16 protein-coding genes are annotated in these 19,587 nt (G+C 38.3%); 12 read left to right on the forward strand and 4 right to left on the reverse strand.

Annotated elements, in window-relative coordinates; all coding sequences use genetic code 11:
* The coding region (locus ACOVO2_RS19775; protein ID WP_421771635.1) for a helix-turn-helix transcriptional regulator at positions 1 to 458 on the reverse strand (458 nt) is incomplete at its 3' end.
* Positions 459 to 760: 302 nt separating this feature from the next.
* Between ACOVO2_RS19775 and ACOVO2_RS19780 the strand changes: the two genes are divergently transcribed.
* The 12 genes from ACOVO2_RS19780 (at position 761) to ACOVO2_RS19835 (ending at position 15,675) form a co-directional block, all read left to right on the forward strand.
* Positions 761 to 1,267 carry an RNA polymerase sigma factor gene (locus ACOVO2_RS19780; protein WP_421771636.1) on the forward strand — a complete coding sequence of 169 codons (507 nt, stop codon included), beginning with the start codon at positions 761 to 763 and terminating at the stop codon, positions 1,265 to 1,267.
* A gap of 14 nt (positions 1,268 to 1,281) precedes the next feature.
* The gene (locus ACOVO2_RS19785; protein ID WP_421771637.1) at positions 1,282 to 1,824 is read left to right on the forward strand and encodes a hypothetical protein; all 543 of its coding nucleotides are present in this window, start codon (positions 1,282 to 1,284) and stop codon (positions 1,822 to 1,824) included.
* 19 nt (positions 1,825 to 1,843) lie between these two features.
* Positions 1,844 to 2,731, forward strand: coding sequence for a hypothetical protein (locus ACOVO2_RS19790; RefSeq protein ID WP_421771638.1), 888 nt, complete (start codon positions 1,844 to 1,846; stop codon positions 2,729 to 2,731).
* A gap of 8 nt (positions 2,732 to 2,739) precedes the next feature.
* On the forward strand, positions 2,740 to 4,044 hold the full coding sequence (locus ACOVO2_RS19795; RefSeq protein WP_421771639.1) for a hypothetical protein: 1,305 nt from the start codon (positions 2,740 to 2,742) through the stop codon (positions 4,042 to 4,044).
* An 8-nt stretch (positions 4,045 to 4,052) separates the two neighbouring features.
* Positions 4,053 to 5,381: a hypothetical protein gene (locus tag ACOVO2_RS19800; RefSeq protein ID WP_421771640.1), complete on the forward strand. Its 1,329-nt coding sequence runs from the start codon at positions 4,053 to 4,055 to the stop codon at positions 5,379 to 5,381.
* Between the two features lie 449 nt (positions 5,382 to 5,830).
* Entirely contained in the window at positions 5,831 to 8,311 is a 2,481-nt protein-coding gene (locus ACOVO2_RS19805; RefSeq protein WP_421771641.1) for a DUF5916 domain-containing protein, read from the forward strand.
* Positions 8,312 to 8,337: 26 nt separating this feature from the next.
* Positions 8,338 to 9,009: an ABC transporter ATP-binding protein gene (locus tag ACOVO2_RS19810; RefSeq protein ID WP_421771642.1), complete on the forward strand. Its 672-nt coding sequence runs from the start codon at positions 8,338 to 8,340 to the stop codon at positions 9,007 to 9,009.
* Positions 9,010 to 9,057: 48 nt separating this feature from the next.
* Positions 9,058 to 10,413, forward strand: coding sequence for a TolC family protein (locus ACOVO2_RS19815; RefSeq protein WP_421771643.1), 1,356 nt, complete (start codon positions 9,058 to 9,060; stop codon positions 10,411 to 10,413).
* 313 nt (positions 10,414 to 10,726) lie between these two features.
* A complete protein-coding gene (gene guaB, locus ACOVO2_RS19820) occupies positions 10,727 to 12,193 on the forward strand; it encodes an IMP dehydrogenase (protein WP_421771644.1) in 1,467 nt (488 codons plus the stop codon).
* A gap of 158 nt (positions 12,194 to 12,351) precedes the next feature.
* Positions 12,352 to 13,344, forward strand: coding sequence for an SDR family NAD(P)-dependent oxidoreductase (locus ACOVO2_RS19825; RefSeq protein ID WP_421771645.1), 993 nt, complete (start codon positions 12,352 to 12,354; stop codon positions 13,342 to 13,344).
* A 432-nt stretch (positions 13,345 to 13,776) separates the two neighbouring features.
* A complete protein-coding gene (locus ACOVO2_RS19830; protein ID WP_421771646.1) occupies positions 13,777 to 15,189 on the forward strand; it encodes a tetratricopeptide repeat protein in 1,413 nt (470 codons plus the stop codon).
* 276 nt (positions 15,190 to 15,465) lie between these two features.
* Positions 15,466 to 15,675, forward strand: coding sequence for a hypothetical protein (locus ACOVO2_RS19835; RefSeq protein ID WP_421771647.1), 210 nt, complete (start codon positions 15,466 to 15,468; stop codon positions 15,673 to 15,675).
* A gap of 141 nt (positions 15,676 to 15,816) precedes the next feature.
* Here the strand turns inward: ACOVO2_RS19835 and ACOVO2_RS19840 are convergent, their stop codons facing one another.
* The 3 genes from ACOVO2_RS19840 to ACOVO2_RS19850 form a co-directional block, all read right to left on the reverse strand.
* Complete coding sequence (locus ACOVO2_RS19840) at positions 15,817 to 16,740, reverse strand: glycoside hydrolase family 16 protein (protein WP_421771648.1); 924 nt, start codon at positions 16,738 to 16,740, stop codon at positions 15,817 to 15,819.
* Between the two features lie 62 nt (positions 16,741 to 16,802).
* Positions 16,803 to 17,882, reverse strand: a complete 1,080-nt coding sequence (locus tag ACOVO2_RS19845) for a phosphotransferase family protein (protein WP_421771649.1) — start codon at positions 17,880 to 17,882, stop codon at positions 16,803 to 16,805.
* A 94-nt stretch (positions 17,883 to 17,976) separates the two neighbouring features.
* On the reverse strand, positions 17,977 to 19,455 hold the full coding sequence (locus ACOVO2_RS19850; RefSeq protein WP_421771650.1) for a DUF4301 family protein: 1,479 nt from the start codon (positions 19,453 to 19,455) through the stop codon (positions 17,977 to 17,979).
* Positions 19,456 to 19,587: the final 132 nt, after the last annotated feature.

Here is a 19,587-nt window from a genome sequence, read left to right on the forward strand (position 1 = left end):
GCAATGATGGTTTTGGCGGCAATGGTTTGCTGCAAAATTGAGAGATGCTCGTAGTCTTGTGTAAGGCGTTCGGGGACTTGATATTTGATATTATTGGTCAGAAACTCGACTTTTTCCTTTTGCTGCGTTGGTAAAATCGACTTTATTTTATTGAGAGCGTTGGAATAATGTTTCTGAATAGATTTATCAGTAAAACCATAAACTAAAGATTCGGTCAAGAGAAGAGCATTGGCCTCTTCGGTTGATAGCGAAATAGGTGGAAGGAAATACCCTTGCACTACAAAATACCCTTTATTTGGCTCAAAACTCAGCGGAATACCCGATTCACTCAGAGCCTTCAAATCTCTGTAAACGGTACGGACACTGATTTTGAATTTGTCGGCAATTTTTTCGGCCGAAACATATTTTCTTGATTGCAAAAAGGTAAGAATCCCGAAAAGTCTATCTATGCGGTTCATTTTTATTTTATCTTTTTCATAATTTTTCTAACTTATTCAAATATACGTTAGATTCAGAAAAGATACAATTTCAGATTTCATAAATACCCTTTTAATTAATAAGATTGATATAATCGACAATTCTATAAATAGCTAAGAGGCTGTTTATAAGCCCATTAACTTTCTGTGGACTTGTCGACTATTGACCGTGGACTACTTAGGAATATCGTTCAGAAAATTTTCTGCAAAAAATATTTTTCTATACAACCATTCTACAAATATTGTGGCACTTTAATAATAGAAAGCTAAAAAACACTCTTTGCATGACCGAGGCCGAACTCATTTCAGCTTGCATACAAAACAACCGTTCTGCTCAACGCATACTCTATGACCGCTACAAGCGAGCCATGTTTACGTTGGCGTATCGGCTGACGAGCGATTTTGATGATGCCAACGATGTGCTACAAGATGCTTTTTTGGATGTTTTCAGAAAATTAGAAAATTTTAGGGGAGAGTCCACGCTCGGAGCTTGGATAAAGACAATCGTAGTCAGAAAGGCCTACCGAAAACTCGAAAAACCAAAAATTTGGGAAGTCGTAGAAAGTTTTGATGAAAACAGCCTGATTGAGTGGGGCAACAGTATTGATGCCGAATATCTCGAAAAAGCCATTTTATCGCTGCCAGAAGGCTTCCGAACAGTTTTTATTTTGATAGAAATTGAGGGTTATACGCACCGAGAAACAGCCGAAATCTTAGGAATTTCGGAGGGGACGTCGAAGTCGCAACTCTTTTATGCAAAAAAACGACTGCGAGAAATTTTGAGCAATTAAATATCAGCAAAGCAATGTATAATTTACCAGAATATGAGCCGAATGAAGAGGTTTGGAACAATATAGCGTCCAAACTCAGTGAAGGTGCTTTGCAAAACGCCCTCGAAAAACTTCCAAGCTACGAACCAACCGACGCAGTTTGGAACCAAATTGATGATAAGTTAAGCCCGAAAACAATAAAATTCTCAGCTTGGAAGTGGGTTTCGGTAGCGGCGTCGATAGCGATTATCATGGGCGTATTTTATTGGTTAAGCACTGATAAACAACAGATTAGATATTCAGAAGAACGCATTGACAAAGACCTGCTACTAAATCCAGTAGATGATAGCCAACAACAATATGAAATGATTGTGGCTTATTGCAAACAACAAACTTACGTGTGTCAGAACCCCGAGTTTGTATCGCTCAAAACCGAATTAGAGGAATTGAACTCGGCAAGTAAACAACTAAAAGAGGCCGTTGGGCGGTATAACACCGAACCCGAATTGATGGCTCAGTTGACCTCGATTGAGCAGCAAAAATCAGAAATTATAAGAAAAATGGCCGCTCAAATTTAGATTTATTCATTAATCCGACATGAAGAATTATCTGTTCAACATAAAGCTACTGTGTCTGGCCATGATGTTTATTTTGGCACACGCATCGACAGCCCAAACGACTCTTCAGGTTGTGACTAAAAGCATCGAAAAGACTTTTAGTGGCAGTAGCGTCTTGACTATCGAAGCCGAAAAAGCTGATATTGAGATACTTACGTGGGAAAAATCTGAGATAAAGGTAACTATCGACCTAATTGCCAAACACCCCGACCGAAAAACTGCCAGCAGCGATTTAGAAATGCTCAAATACGTAGCCGAGAAAACCAGTCGAGAGGTTTTCCTGCGAAATTACCTCGTGATTCCGAACGAAAAAACAAAACCAAGCTCTAATCTAAAAGTAAGATATTCGGTCAGAATTCCCGAAGGAATGAAAGTAATGATTCAGAACAGTTTTGGGAAAGTTTCTGTAAAAGGTAATTTAAAAAACCTAAACATCAAGGCTGATTTCAGTATCATCGAACTTGATGATTTAAATGGAAATATCAAGCTCGACACGCATTATGGTGAAATTATCAGCAAATCTTTCAGTGGCGTTGCGGTAATAAGCTCCGAACGGTCAGATTTAACTTTTAGTAACTTGGGCGGACAAAATACTATCAACGCTCAGTATGGCAAACTACGAATAGAGTCGGTTGATGGGCTTAAATCGCTGAATATTAATGCCGAAAAAGCTGATATAAATTTTGAAAAAGCACCACTTAAAAGCTTCTATTTTGATGTAAGCTCAAGGTTTGGCAAAATGAGTTTAACCTCAGATTTTAGCTGGCTTCAAAACGATAAAACTGAGCGTTCGGCCATACTCAACAGTACCCTTTCTTCAAAAATCATCATCAATAACTCGTTCGGCTCGATTACTATTAAAAACTAATCACAACCATGAAAAAGCTACTCATTTTCATATTTTTCCCGCTATTCAGCTTCGCCCAAACCGATAGCGTAAAAGTTAGTTTTTCGGAGGAAAAAGTGGAGCAATTTGAAAAAACCACACTACTGGATGAATATGATAAAGCTTTTGGAGGAAATCGGATTGTGAAAAGTGCAGTAAGATTGAACTTACAGTCGGGCATAGACGAAAAACCCATTCTTTCCTTACAGTTTGAAGCAAAGATTCAGAATGATAAATCAATTACAATTTGGTGCGGCCAAGGCATTGCTTCTTCATCTCCTAATTTAAATATAGGTTTAGAATCACGATGGTTTTATGAAATGAAAAACAGAGTTAAAAGGAAAATTCAAAATGCTAACCTCACGGGCAACTATTTAAGTCTTAGAGCGGTTTATAGTCCCTATTCAGAACCAAACTATTATAAAAATGGGGGAGGATATACATATAATATGATTGAACCGAATGCGGCATTTAGTGTAAATTGGGGAAAGCAATTTGGTAATAACCTTGATTTTGGACTTTCGGCTGGAGTAAAACAAGGCAAAGAAACTTACATTAATTCAAGGGGCGATTTAGTGAATAATGATTCCTCGCCTACATCACATACATGGTTTGTATCTACTACTTCTCGTATGGGCTTGGGGCTTTATTTTCCACATAAAAAACAACTACCGAACAACTACTGCGAGTTTTTACATTGCAATTATGAGGTAAAAAAGCTCTTAAAAGTAAATATAAACAATGCCATTTATGCCGATAAATACAACCAAAGTATCAGAGGAGATATTTCGTATGAGCATAAAATTGCCTCTTCTGCTTTTTCAATCAACTCAAACCTTGTACTATCCTTTACTAATAAAAGAAACTTTCAACAAATAGGACGAAGAGACTCTGTTACCAAAAAAGATAATGGTTTTAGCATTCTACAAATACCCGTTTTTTCTTCTTTGAAACAAAACACCAGCATTTTTACACTTGAAATACATGAACAAGTTCGCTATTACATTTATATGAAACAACGTATTAGCAAGGGTAAATCAGCCAATAACTTGAATGGAATATATACTGGTTTACACTTTAGTTATAGAAATAATATAGGTTCACTTGCTCCTGAAAACTTCTACTATTCTCCAAAAACAACTCTGGGAATAACTTATGGATACCAAACTCAAACCAATAAAAAGTCTTTTCTGGATATTGGTTTGGTTATCCGAAAACCACCTATTTCTTTTTTACCTGAGCATTCGGCACCACTTATTGTAGACCTCAACCTAAAACTTGGATTCGCTAAATAATCACAACCATGAAAAAGCTACTCATTTTCATATTTTTCCCGCTATTCAGCTTCGCCCAAACCGATAGTGTAAAAGTTAGTTTTTCGGAAGAAAAAGTGGATACTTTTACCCGAACTGAAGTAATTAGTATATCACAAAAGCTGGGTGTTATGCGTGCAGCTAAAGCTGGGCAAAGAATAGGATTCGAAACAACCCCTTTGGTGATACAAAACTCTCCATTTTATTTCAATTACATATACGAGCAAAAAATACTCAAAGAGTTTTCTATTTTATTAGGTTTAAAGTATTCTTACGCTTACAAACCATTTATCTATGAAATCGAGCCTCGGTGGTATTTTCAGATGAAAAGAAGAGTAAAAATGGGCTTACAAGCATATAATTTACACGGATATTACATCAGTTTTAGATACAAGCAGGCACGAGGGAAGGATAATCAGCCATTTTTGTTTTCTTACAATTCTTACTTTGAAACATCTACCTTTGCCATAAACTATGGCTACCAAGCAGGAAATATTTTAGATTTATCTGTTTCGGCAGGAATGAAAAACGTAAGCGAGGTTTCAACCAACTCCAAAGGATGGCTAACTCATAACTCTCAAAGTCCCAAAAATCAAACATGGTTTTTAGCATCTAATCTAAAATTGAGTTTTGGTAATTCGTACCCAAAAACCAAAACTGATAAATTTGGAAAGTTACTGATAACCGACAACAACTTCGAGAAAAACAGGCTATTAAAAATCAATGCCTCTGATTTGTTTTCAATTGACAAATATTCTCAGTTTATCAAAGCTGATGTTGATTACGAACATCGAATTGGAAACACTTATTTTTCGAGTAATACTTCATTCAAAGGTGTTTTCAATCACTTTAAGTTTTTCTCATCTAAAGGTTCAATTGATACTACATTTAATAATGTTGTGTTTGAGAAGAGATTCCCTATTTGGAATGCTCAGAAAGTAAGCAATTATTACACAAATATTCAATTATCAGAGCAATTAAGGTATTATATCACTAAGGCGAGAGACGTAAAAAAAGGGCGTTCTGGAAAAAATTTCAATGGTGTTTATCTTGGCTTAATGGCAATGTATTCAAATACAACTTTCAATAATCAACTACCTAATAACGGTGAAAAATATATGTTTACGAGCATCGAAGCAGGTAGTGTTTATGGTGGTGGTGGCGTTTTAGGTATTCAAAATCAATTTAGAAATCGCATTTTTTTCGATTTTGGTATTTCATTATTAGCAACTAATAAAAATACTCAAATTGAAAGTTTAACAACAAAATACAGCAATATTTCTATTCATCCATACCTAAAAATAGGCTTCGTAAAATAAGTTTTAAAGCCCTTCTGCATTGTCCGAAGACGTACTCAAAATGTCCGTTTTCGGACAATTCTTTTTTACATAAAATTCACAAATCACTGACAATCAAACAATTACAACAATGGCACAGCTTTTGGCATTATATGATTGCTGTCTAAATTAGGGTTTAGGGCATCAGATACACAAAATTATGAAAAAGCTATTATCACATTAAAAACAAAAATTTATTTCAAAACAAAACCTGAATCCATGCAACTTTTATGTAAAAAGAGTGTCGTTGTCGTAATTACTTTTTGTAACCTTTTTTTATCAGACAAGTATTCACATCGGATTAATTAATAATTGTTAAAAACACACCTCTTAACATTTATTAATACTTGTCAGAAGCCAAACAAAAATAAATTTGTGACCGCAAAGGCTCTAAGCTTCTACGACACAAACTGAACTTACAAACAACAATTATGAAAAAGCTCTTTTTACTAACGCTGATGCACTCGTGCATTGGCTTCAGCTTGACGTTTGCCCAAACTCCAACGCCTCGCTCACTCGAAGCCAAACGCACCAACAAACCCGTAATTATCGATGGCAAACTGAATGACTTGGCTTGGCAAGATGCCGCCATTGCCGATGATTACACCGAGTTTCGGCCGACCGCTGGTCGAAAAGAAGAAAAAGGAAATCATACCGAAACTTATTTGATGTATGATGATGCAGGAATCTATTTCGGCGGAACTTGTTTCGAGCGAAATGTCGATAGCATTGCGAAAGAATTATCTGGTCGTGACGGTTTCGGAACAAATGATTACATCGGTTTGATTTTCGATACTTACAACGACAAATTGAATGGTTTTGAATATTTCTTGACTCCGCTTGGTGAACAATGGGACGCAAAGATGACCTCAAACCAAAATAGCAATAACGGTGGCGAAGATTTTAGCTGGAATGCCGTTTGGCAAAGTGCCGTGGTGATTCATGACAAAGGTTGGAGTTTCGAGATGTTTTTGCCTTATGCGGCAATTAGATTTAGTAAAGATAAAGTACAAAATTGGGGGTTGAACATTACCCGAAGAAGAAGAAAAACCGAGCAGCAATATACTTGGAATCCGATTGACCCAAATGTAAATGGTTTTCTGACCCAAGAAGGGCAATGGAAAGGAATTTCAGATATAAAACCGCCGCTTCGATTGCAGCTTTTTCCTTATTTCTCGGTCTATGCCAATCATTTCCCGACTGATGCGGCCAATCAAAAAAATTGGACAAATCAGGTTTCGGGAGGCTTAGATTTAAAATTGGGCTTAAATCAAGCCTTTACACTTGATGCCACCTTGATTCCCGATTTTGGGCAAGTACAAAGTGATAACCAAGTCTTGAATTTGACACCTTTCGAGGTAAAATTCAACGAATATCGTTCTTTTTTTACGGAAGGTACTGAGCTTTTCAACAAGGGAAATTTATTCTATTCCCGCCGAATCGGAGGCACACCTATTAACTTATATGATGCCTACGATGACGTAAAAGCCAATGAAAGAATGCTAAGAAATCCGTCGGAATCGAAGCTAATTAATGCCTCAAAGATTTCGGGTAGAACAAAAAGTGGTTTGGGTGTTGGTCTTTTAAATGCAGTTACGCAAGCACAATTTGCCACCATCGAAAATATCGAAACGGGTGAAATTCGTAAGTTTGAAACCAATCCAACGACTAATTATAACCTTTTTGTGCTTGACCAAACACTCAAGAATAATTCGAGCGTAAGTTTTGTCAACACCAGTGTTTTACGAGGTGGAAACGAATACAATGCCAATGTGAGTGCCGCTCTTTTCAGTTTTTACGACAAGAAAAATACGTATAATTTGGCAGGAAGTGCATCGCTCAGTCATTTAAAATATAAAACACCCGACAGCGAAAACTCACTCGGATACAGTCATACTTTGAGTTTCGGAAAGAATAGCGGACGCTTCAATTATCATCTTTCGCAGGCCTTGACCGACGAAAAATATACCAGCAACGATTTAGGTTATTTTACGAATAATAATTTTATCAATCATAACCTCCACGTTGGCTACCGATACACCGAACCAAAAGGCTGGTATAATCGCTTATTTTTGAATTTTAATGCTGGTTTGAGCAATTTATATACTAAAATCGGCGAAATAGATAGTAAATATCAGAATTCGAGATTCAATGCGAATATCAATGCTCAAACCAAAAAATTGATTTGGTTTGGTGCTTTTGCAAACTACAACCCCGCTCAAAACGATTTTTACGAGCCACGCACAATGGGAAAAGTTTTCAGAAGAGGTGGAAGCGTAGCTTTTGGTGGTTGGATAGAGAGTAATTCGGCAAAGAAATATTCGGTCAATGCAGAAGTTGTGGAGCGAGTATTTTTAAATTTTTATAAACTCAGTGGTTTTGATGTTTTTTTAGCTCAAAATTACCGTTTCAACAGCAAGTTTTCGGTTGGGCTTCAACTTGGTTTTCAGCCAAGACCAAGAGGTTTGGGTTATACCACAACTCTTGATGATGGAAATACTTTATTTGCTATCAGAAAAGTAAGCACTATTGATAATGTATTGAACCTGAAGTATAATTTCACCAACAAAATGGGACTTACTTTCAGAGCCAGACATTATATGAGCGTGGTTGATAACAAAGAGTTTTTTACACTCAACAATGATGGTTCGTTAAGCCCGAAAACAGGTTTAACCGAAAAATATAACCGCAATGTCAATTACTTTAATATTGATATGGTTTATACGTGGCAGTTTGCTCCTGGTAGCTTCCTAAATGTTGTGTGGAAAGATGCAGGAGTTATGAGTTCAGAAATAGCCAATACACGTTACTTTGATAATTTTCAAAATACGCTTCAAAGCGACCAAAATAATAATTTATCCATTAAAGTCATCTATTTCTTAGATTATTTGCAACTCAAACGAAAGATTTAGATGGCGAAAGTCCGTAAACAAAACCAATGATTCAACTAAAAAATATCTCCAAATATTATCCAGCAGGATTCGGCAAAACCTATGTTTTACGCAACATCAACCTCGAAATAAAAGAGGGCGAATTTGTATCAATCATGGGGCCATCAGGTTCGGGAAAATCAACACTTCTTCATATTTTAGGCTTACTCGAAGAGGCTTCCGAAGGAGAATATTTGTTAGACGAGACTTCGGTTCAGAAACTTTCTGAAAAGAAACGCACCGAACTGCATCGCACAAGCATTGGTTTTGTTTTTCAGGCTTATCATTTGATTGACGAACTCACGGTTTACGAAAACATCGAGACCCCACTTCTTTATAAAGGACAATCATCGGCCGAACGAAAAAGTCGTGTGGCCGATGTACTCGACCGCTTCAATATTGTAGCCAAAAAAGACCTTTTTCCCTCGCAACTTTCGGGTGGGCAACAACAACTTGTGGGCATTGCCCGAGCCATTGTAGCCGAGCCAAAAATTATCTTTGCCGATGAGCCAACGGGTAATCTTCACTCCGAACACGCCCAGCAAATCATGGAGCTTTTCAAGGAACTCAACCAAAAAGATGGCGTGACAATCGTGCAAGTAACTCACTCAGAAACCAACGCCGAGTATGGTAATAGAATTATAAGATTGAAAGATGGTTGGTTAACCCCCACCCCCTAAAGGGGAGTTTTTAACCGAGTTGTCGCATAACATTAATTCTATAAAATCATGAAAAATATATTACTAAAAATCTCACTCACAATCATCATTTTATTCCTCCAGTGGGACGGTGCGACGTTTCGCTTAGGGGGCTTTGTTTTCGGGCAAGGACTTTCTCTAAAAGAATGCGTTGATATTGCTATCAAAAACAATTTGACTTACCGAGAAAGTCAGATAATGGGCGAAAGTGCCAGTATCGAATTGGCAAGAGCAAAATCTCAGATTTACCCACGCATTGGTTTTGGTACTGGCCAAGATGTGCGAGTAGGCCGAAGTATCGACCGTTTCACAAACGCATACATTGAGCAAGTTTACACCACCAATTACTTTGGTTTACAGGCATCAATGCCCGTTTTTAATGGTTTTCAGATAAAAAACCAAATTCGTCAAAACGAGTTTCTGCGTGATGCTGGGGCTAAAAATATCGAAGCCGTAAAAAACCGCACCATTATCGGAATCATTCAAGCGTATTTGCAAGTTTTGGCTTCGCAAGAATTGCTGGAAGTAAGCAAACAACAAGTCGAAACCGCCAAATCGCAAGTTGAAAGAGTAAACAAACAAGTGGCAGCAGGTGTAGTTGGACAGACAGAGCTTTTCCAAGTTCAATCACAGTTGGTCAATGATGAGTTTTCGCTCGTTACTGCCCACAACAACAACAAAGCTGCCCGCCTTGCATTGTTTCAGCTAATGAACCAATCAAGCAATAATTCAACAAGTTTTGAGGCTTTGAAAGATGACGCACTTCAATACACGATTGATAATCAGACGATTGATGGCATATATGAGCAAGCCGCCAATAATTTCCCCGAAATAAAAGCAGGCGAACTTCGCCTAAAAAGTTTTGATAGCCAGATTAAAGCTACGCAGGCTTTTAATTTGCCACAGGTAAGTCTATCAGGGAATTACGGTACGTTTTATTCTTCATCGAATAAATCAGAAAACTATTTTACACAAATCAACGGTACTCGCAGTGGTTCGTTGAGTTTAGATATCAGCATTCCGATTTTGGGTCGTTTACAAAACGCTCCGAGAGTATCGGCCGTAAAAATTCAACAACAACTCAGTCAAAATCAGTTGAATGTGGCCAAACTCCAACTCCGTCAAGCCATTGAGCAGGGTTATCAATTACTTACAGCTGCTGCTGACCGCTACAAAGTTGCGAGCAATCAAGTAAATATTTTAGACCAAAATATTAAAGCCGTAGAGAGCAGAATCAATGCAGGAACGGTCAATTATTTAGAATATATGCTCGCCAAAACCAATTTCGACCGAGCGAAATCTAACCTCGTACAAGCCAAATATGAATTCCTATTACAGAAAAAAATCTTAGATTTCTATAAAAACGGCGAGTGGCGGATTGAGTAGTTTTTTAGTTAGAAATTATTTAAGTTAAAACCTTCAAAAAATGGAACGCTGATGACGCAGATTAAGCTGATTTTCACTGATAAAACAAAACTTTATTGTAAATCTGTAAAAATCAGCGTCATCAGCGTTCTAATTTTACAATGAATTTTATTGGTTACAACTTAGCATTAAAAATTACATTCTGTGGACTGCCGACTATCGACCGTGGACTCTCTCCAGCATTACCCAAAAATTAAATTTTTCGCATAAAATTGTCGTTTTCAAATATTTACCGTAACTTTGCTTGGCAAATAAGAAAACGAAATTATTTGCTATGTTAGATTCTTCAAAGTTGCTTTATGAAGCACTCACCTACGACGACGTTCTGCTCGTCCCAGCCTACTCAGAGGTACTTCCACGAGATACGCAAACTAAAACATTTTTAACCAAAAATATTCAATTAAACATTCCACTTATTTCGGCGGCAATGGATACCGTTACCGAATACGAAATGGCTGTGGCAATGGCACAAGAAGGAGGAATTGGTTTTATTCACAAAAACATGACCATTCAGCAGCAAGCCGAGCAAGTTCGCAAGGTGAAGCGTTCGGAGAGTGGCATGATTATCGACCCAATTACGTTGCACGAAACAGCAACTGTTGGCGATGCTCTTCGCATCATGAAAGAGTTCCGCATCGGTGGTATTCCAATCGTTGACGAAAACCAAAAGCTCAAAGGAATCATTACTAACCGTGATTTACGTTTTCAGCAAGATGCTTCAAAATCAATCACCGATATCATGACCAAAGAAAACCTAATCGTTGGGCATGAAGGAGCAGGATTGGCTGAAGCTGAAGACATCTTACGTAATTATAAAATCGAGAAACTTCCGATTGTTGATAAAGATTACCGAATCATCGGTTTGATTACTTACCGTGATATTTTAAAGAAAAAAGACCGCCCAAATGCTGCAAAAGATAGCTTGGGTCGCCTGATTGCAGGAGCTGCCGTTGGTGTAACGCCCGACATCGAAGCTCGTGTTGAAGCTCTCATCAAAGCAGGTGTTGACGTAGTAAGTATTGACACCGCTCACGGACACTCAAAAGGCGTAATTGATACCCTCAAACGTATCAAAACGGCCTTCCCAAAGATTGATGTAATCGTAGGAAATATTGCTACCGAAGAAGCTGCCGAAGCTCTTGCCAAAGCAGGTGCCGATGCCATCAAAGTTGGTGTAGGCCCAGGAAGTATCTGTACGACCCGTATCATTGCAGGTATCGGAATGCCACAACTTTCGGCCGTTGCTGATTCGGCCAAAGCTGCCGCAAAATACGGTGTTCCAGTAATTGCCGATGGTGGAATTCGTTTCTCTGGCGATATTGTGAAAGCAATCGCAGGTGGTGCAAGTACGGTTATGATTGGTTCGCTTTTGGCAGGAACAGAAGAAGCTCCAGGCGAAATGGTGATTTATGAAGGACGTAAATTTAAAACATACCGTGGCATGGGTTCGGTAGAGGCAATGGAAGATGGTTCGAAAGACCGTTATTTCCAAGATGCCGAAGATGATATTAAGAAACTCGTTCCCGAAGGAATCGTGGGTCGTGTGCCATTCAAAGGTCGTGCCGCCGAAATCATCTATCAAATGGTAGGTGGCTTGAAAGCAGGTATGGGTTATTGTGGTGCTGGCGATATCGCCACTTTACAAAAAGCTAAATTTGTAAAAATCACAGCGGCGGGTATCAAAGAAAGTCACCCACACGATATTCAGATTACAAGAGAAGCTCCGAACTATTCGAGATAATAGTTTTTCTTTTACACGAAACGAAAACTGAACGCAGATTTTTATGGTTCTTATGATAGATATATGATTTGACGAAAGCGAATCATAATCAATCCGAACAATCATAAATATCTGCGTTCTATTTTGTTAATTTACCGCATCATTCACTCATTGAAAGCATGAATCGAGTTCTTATTACAGGTGCAAATGGCTTAGTTGGTAGTGCTACTGCTCGCAGATTTACAGACGCGGGCTATGAAGTTTCGGCATTGTGCCGTGCTGGTAGCGATTTGTCTTTATTGAAAGATATTATATCTAAAATTAAAATCATCGAAGGTGATATTCTGGATATACATTCACTTGAAAATGCCCTCGAGAATCAAGATTTTGTAGTTCATACAGCCGCATTGGTGTCGTTTGCCCCCAAAGACCGCAACCAAATGTTTAAGGTAAACGTTGAAGGAACGGCCAATTTAGTGAATATTTGTCTGGAGAAAAACATCAAAAAACTCTGTCATGTAAGTTCGATTGCAGCATTGGGCCGCCCAACGTCGGCATCAGAAAATATACATGGTGGAATCATTGACGAAAACCAAAAATGGGAAGATTCTCCGCTCAACTCAAATTATGCAAAATCGAAGTATGAAGCTGAGCTTGAAGTGTGGCGTGGCGAAGCCGAAGGGCTCAATGTGGTAGTGGTGAACCCATCAATTATTTTGGGTGAAGGAGATTGGCACAAAAGTAGTACGCAGCTCTTTAAGTACGTTTATGACCAGCACAAATATTATACCAATGGCAATATCAATTATGTTGATGTAAACGACCTCGTAACGGCTATTTTCAAACTTACTACCTCCGAAATCAAAGGTGAACGCTTTATTCTGAATGGAGGAACAACCACGTATAAAGTATTTTTTGAGAAAATAGCGGCCGTTTTTGGCAAAAAAGCCCCTTTTAAGACTTTATCACCTTTCGCCATGGAAATCCTGTGGCGACTCGAAGCTCTGCGAGCATTCTTCACAAAAAAAGCTCCATTGATTACAAAAGAAACCGCCCACAATTCTCGCACGAAATTTGCATATAAAAATCAAAAGATTCAGAAAGCAATTAATTTTCAATTTACAGACTTGGACGAAACAATTAACCGAGTCGGACGTTTTTTGTTAAAATAGCTACTGGTAGATTTGTTACTAGGGAATTGGTTAATGGGAAACTGGTTATTTGTTCATTGTTTTTAATACCCTATAACAAGTTTTCCAATCAACCAATAACAAATCACTAACGGAGGAACTTTTATTTTTGAAAAACTATTGACATTTAATAAATAATTTTTACATTTATTCATAGTTTTGCTGAGGCAAATGTTCTTGTAATTAAGTGGTAATAATTAATCTAAATTTTGATTTACATATAACCTTGATAATCAAACATTTATGCTAATATAAACTATTGGTTTTAGGCAGAAAATAGATCAAAATATTTGACTGATTATTAAGTAAATAATATTAAAGTAAAACCGTTACGAGACCCTTTATTCCTAAAGATCAATTTTAGCACGATTGCAGCCCTTGGTTGGGTTGTTTAACCTTTGAGTGGAATTCTACATGCAACACGAATTTAGTGACAGATTCGATGGTTTCGATGACGCTGATGTGAAAGCATCGGCCGAACGCTTTGAGGAAATGCTCAAAAGTAAAGAAACGGTTTTCTTCGATGAAGAAACATACGAACAATTATCCGAATACTACTTGCTCAAAAGCAAGTGGGATATGGCAATGAAAGCCTGCCGAATTGGCCTTCAACAATACCCCTATTCACTCGAACTACTGCTTGATAAAGTACAGCTACATGCTAACTACGAGCAGTTTGACGAAGCAATGGAGGTCTTGGATACTGCTGCCACTTATAATCCAGCCGATAACGAAATCACCTACATGAGAGGCGTAATTTGTAATCTCATGGGCAATTACGAAGAAGCCGTAGAGCATCTGCGTGAGGCATTATTATTATCTGACGAAAAAGAAACAGTATATTTTCAGCTGGCTCAAACTTATCAAAACTGGCAGAAATTTGATGAAGCGGCTCATTTCTATAAAAAAGCTATCCGACATAAATTTCAAGAAGAAATTGCTTTTTATGAACTGGTTTTTTGTTTAGAGCAAGCCGATAAATTAGAAGAAAACCTCAGTTATTTTCAAGAATTAGTTGATAATGACCCTTACTCGCATTTTGCGTGGTTTGCGTTAGGTATGACTCACAGCCGCCTTGGCAAGCATAAAGATGCAGCTTTTGCATATGATTATGCCGTTACGGTCAAAGAAACATTTGCTTCGGGGTGGTTCAATTTGGCTCATGCTTACATGAACCTTAGTAATTTTCTTGATGCTAAAGAATGCTACGCCAATGTACTGAAACACGAAGCTCCAACGGCCGAGGTTTATACGCATTTGGGGGCCGCCTGCGAAAAACTCGAACAATACGACGAAGCCTACAAAAATTACCGCGAAGCGACCATTCTAGACGAAATGTGGGACGATGCTTGGTTTGGCATGGGTTCGGCTCTTTATGAGCAAGAACGTTGGTTTGAAAGTGTTCATTTCACGCAAAAGGCCATCAAACTCAACGAAGCTAACGCTGATTATTGGCTGCTTTTGGGCGATACGGAATCTAAATTAGGTAATTTTTTATCGAGCAATGAGGCATACACCCAAGCGGTGGCACTCGACCCGAACAACCCAGATATTTGGTTGAATTGGTCGTTGCTTTTCTTTGAGCAAAGCCAATATGGCAAAGCCTTCGAGATTGTGTATGACGGAATCAGCGAAATGCCCGACGATGCCGATTTATTTTATCGTGCAGCAGCCTATTTGATTTTTGATGGAAGCTATAACGAAGCCTACAAATACCTCGAAACGGGCTTGATTCTAAACTATGATGCCCACGCCCAAATCTATGATTTCTTCCCGAATTTGGATACACAAAAGGCACTTTTTAGAATTATTGAGCAGTATAAATAGAGAATTTAACAATAAAAAAGCGAGGCTTGGAAATGATTTCTAAGCCTCGCTTTTTTATTCTATCGCGTTTATCTAAGCGGTCAAGTAAATTAACCAAGTCAGATTTCTATTGAACATAACTTCGAAATACAAATTTGGGTAAAACACCTAATGTAAAAGTATTGAACAGTTGTATAAAATATTATTGAAAGGCAACAGTTGGTTACTTTTTATAAATTTTGATTCTTATATATCAAAAGTGTGAATCTATTTCTAAACAATTAAATTATTTAAAAAATGAAAAGTTTATCAAACTTTACTGAAATTACAAGTACTGAGCAATTATTTGTTGTTGGTGGAGTATCACTACCATCGTTGCCGACATTACCGGCAAAAAGTAAGGCCACATTGCCAACCTTACCGAAACTACCTCATATACCAACGCTTCCAACACTTCCTCCACAAAGTAATGCGACTCTACCTACTTTGCCAAAACCACGCGGATAATAATCGGAGGTGTATACAAATATTTATTTGCCTCATTATGTGGCAACTTTTAGTATATTGAAAAACGCCAAAACTTTCTCCAAAGAGAGGGTTTTGGCGTTTTAACAGAATATAAAATTATCAATAAGCCACTATTTATTATTAGTTTGAGCGATAAACCTGTACCCAGTCCACTTCCATTGAACCCGGAACAATCTTTTTTGTAACTAATCTCCCGAAAAAATCGCCACCAACAGCTAAGTTTAGAACAATTTTCTCACTTTTCCCAAATAAGCTACTTATATAACTCCCCCCCGGACTAGTAGCCGACTTAGTATCAACCAAATTCCCATCGAAATAATATGATAATTTTGTTGCTTCCCAAACTAATTCATAAACATGAAAACACGATTGAAGGCTAACAGATGAGTTGATGATAGAAGTAGCTCCAGAAACTAAATTAGTACCCGCGGTATTTCCATAGAAATAATTAGTATAGTACATATTTGGTTCTTGTCCTTTAGCTTCTAAAATATCGATTTCACCTTGTGTTGGCCAAGGATCGCCATATGACCAAAATGCTGGCCACATACCATAACCAACCGGTAATTTTATTCGGGCAATCATCCTTATTTTAGGATTTGTGGTATTTGCAGAATATAAAACCTTGCTTTCTAATCTTCCAGAAGTATAACTAAATCTTTTAGTTGTGGTGCTACCTGGAAGAGTGGGGCCATTTACAGTTTCCTTTTTAGCTACAATTTGTAAGTTTCCGTTCGACAAAACAAAGTTGTTAGGCGAGTATAATTGTAGTTCATTATTGTATGCTCCACCATACCAAATATTCCAGTTATCAAGGTTAGCAAACTGTTCATCTAAGATTTTAGTCCAACCGCTATTAGTTAGGTTAGCTTCATTAAAGGTGTAAGCACAATCCCCCGTCGCGTTTACATTCGTACGTGTATTGCGAATATTGTCTGTAGGTTGAGGTGAATTTGAAACACTAACATTATCGGTTAGTTGTACATTTTCTTGTTGGCATGCTAATACAAAAGCTCCTAACACAATAAATAGGCTTTTTTTCATAGTAGATCAGTTTAAATAAATAGGTTAAATTGTTAAGTTGTTATTCAAAATTCTTTGTTTTTTTACATCATCTTCCCACTCTCAATCGACTTGATGCCTTTTTTAGAAAGGGCTTTCACGCCAAAAATCAAATCCGCAAAGCGTGGGTCGGTGGTTAGTCCTTTTTTGTATCGGCTGTAAATTTGCTGAATAACTACTGAGTTTTTGAATAAGCCAAAAACATAGAAATACAGAATATTTGATACATCTCGACCGCTTTTTTCGGCGTATCGCTCGGCAAACTCTTGGCGAGTTAAATTTCCTTCCACCCACGAAAGATTGAATGTTTTTTCAAAAGCTCCATCACCAGCTTCTGCCCAATACGAAAGGCTTGTGCCTACATCCATGAGTGGGTCGCCGACGGTAGTCATTTCCCAATCTAAAACCGCAATGATTTCTGATAAATTATTGGCGTTCAGCACCACATTATCATACTTATAGTCATTATGAATGAGCGTAGGTTTGCTTTCGGCAGGAAGATTCTCTTTGAGCCAAGCGGCCAAAGTATCCATCGCTGCAATCTCATCGGTTTGTGAGGCTAAATAACGTTTGTGCCAGCCTTCAACTTGTCGCTGAATATAGCCTTCGGGTTTTCCGATATTTATCAAGCCAGTCGATTCAATATCAATGGCGTGTAAAGCTGCCAGATTATCGCACAGTGCTTCTGAGAGCTTTCGCATTTCGGCAGGAGCAACGGTTTGCATGAGTTTCGGGGCATCTTTTGCTCGTAAAATAATGCCTTGCACTCGCTCCATGATATAAAACGGACAACCCATTACTGCTTCATCATCAGTAAAAATAATCGGATTAGGTATTTTTTCATACCCAATCGACTTGATAGCCGTCAGAATTTTATACTCACGAGCCATATCATGCCCACCTTTGATGTCTTTCGCACCCACAGGCGGGCGACGTAAAACATATTCTCGATTAGCAGTTTTTAAGAAATACGTCAGATTCGAGTATCCACCAGGGAACTGCGAAACTTCGGTAATTTCCTCAAAATCAGGCAATTGAGATTTGATAAAGTCATTCAACTTTATCAAATCCAATTCTTCGCCCTGCCTAACTGCCGTAGGCGTATCTATTTTTAATGAAGACATATCGGAGAGATTTAACCTCACCCCCTACCCCCTCTCCGATTGGAGAGGGGAAAAGGAAAACTCCCTCCCTATCGGGGAGGGCTGGGGAGGGGTTTTACTGGTGTTCAGGTCTTAATAAATCGTTCACCGTTTTTACGGGGTTGAATGTAATTAATGGCACTTCTACGAAGAGCGTGTTCCAATCGGCCATTGCACCATTCCATAAGCCAGGTAATTCTTGAGCTTTAAGATCTCTTCCACTTAAAGACTTTTGCGTATTGAAGCCAGTTTTGGGGTCACGGAAGTCTAAAAGGTTGAATTTATTTCCTTGATAATCTTTCAGTGTACAAATCAAATCAACAGGGTTGAAGTGCGTTGCACCATCAAAAATCTCTTTTTGTTCGGGGTCTTTCAAATCAATTTGAGCCGATTCTACTACTTGAAGCGAGGTCGAACCATCGGCATTTTCAGCCCAGAAAGGTCCACCGCCTGGCTCGCCAACGTTTTTCACCATTCCACAAATACGCAACGGACGATTGAGTTTCGTACGGCAATAAGTTTTACGCTCTTCGAAAGACAAATCATCGTAACCTTCAGGAAATTCTACACAAAGGTCAAATTCGATAAAATCTTCAATTTCTTCAACGTCCTCTTCCTTCAAATCGGTACCGTCCATCATTTTCAGATAAGCAAAAACCGCTTGTTGGTAGCTCAGCACCAAACTCGCTAAAGCCTTTTTGTAGATGATTGTTTGCTCTTTTAGGCCATCGGGCACAACGTTGTCGATATTTTTGATAAATACCAAGTCAGCGTCTATATCATTGAGATTTTCGAGCAAAGCCCCGTGTCCTGCTGGTCGGAAAAGTAAATCTCCGTTGGCTGTACGGAAAGGCGTATTATCAAGATATACCGCAATTGTATCGGTTGATGGCTTTTGCTCTGAGAAACTAATATCATATTTTACACCATATTTTGCTTCGTAATTGGGCAAAACAGCATCAATTAAGGCTGTAAACTTGCTTCTATGCTCAGGAGAAACCGTAAAATGAAGATTTACTTTTCCGCCCGAATTTGCATACTTTGCCCCTTCAACCAAGTGCTCTTCGGCTGGTGTGCGAGTTGAATCACCGTATTTATGGAACTCCAATAGCCCCTTTGGCAAGCTGCCGTAATCGAGTCCTTCGGCTGTGAGGAGGTGTTTGAGAATAGTTTTATGGTCGGCTGAGTCGCTACCGACTGATTTTATCAAACTTTTATAGAATGCAAAATCTTGTAGGTGTTCTAAAACCTCATTAACCGATTTGTCGAATTTATTTTCTTCCAAAGCCGCAAAAAGCGACTTAAACATTCGTGAAGCCGCACCCGAAGCAGGCACAAATTTCAGTAGTTTTTTGCCGAAAATTTGGTCGTCGAAATCCTTTGCCAACTCTTTGGCTTTTTCGTCGCCAAGTTGAATCATTCCATCGTCGATAGTGGCTGCTCGGACAACACTTAGGTATGGAAACCCTACTTTAAAATTCTCGATTTGCTCAAGAATCGTTTCCACTTTTGCCCCACGGGCTTCGATCAGGTCAAGGTCTTTTTCGCTAAACATATTAATAAGGTTGAGTTAATTAGTCCATGCTCAATAGCTAGGATTAAACTATTGATAAGGAGGCTTTTGGTAAAAATTGTCGTTGTTTGGTTTTAATCAGTTACTTTATGGTATGAATGTTTTGTTAAAAAT

The organism is Emticicia sp., from assembly GCF_049241225.1.
Lineage (GTDB): Bacteria > Bacteroidota > Bacteroidia > Cytophagales > Spirosomataceae > Emticicia.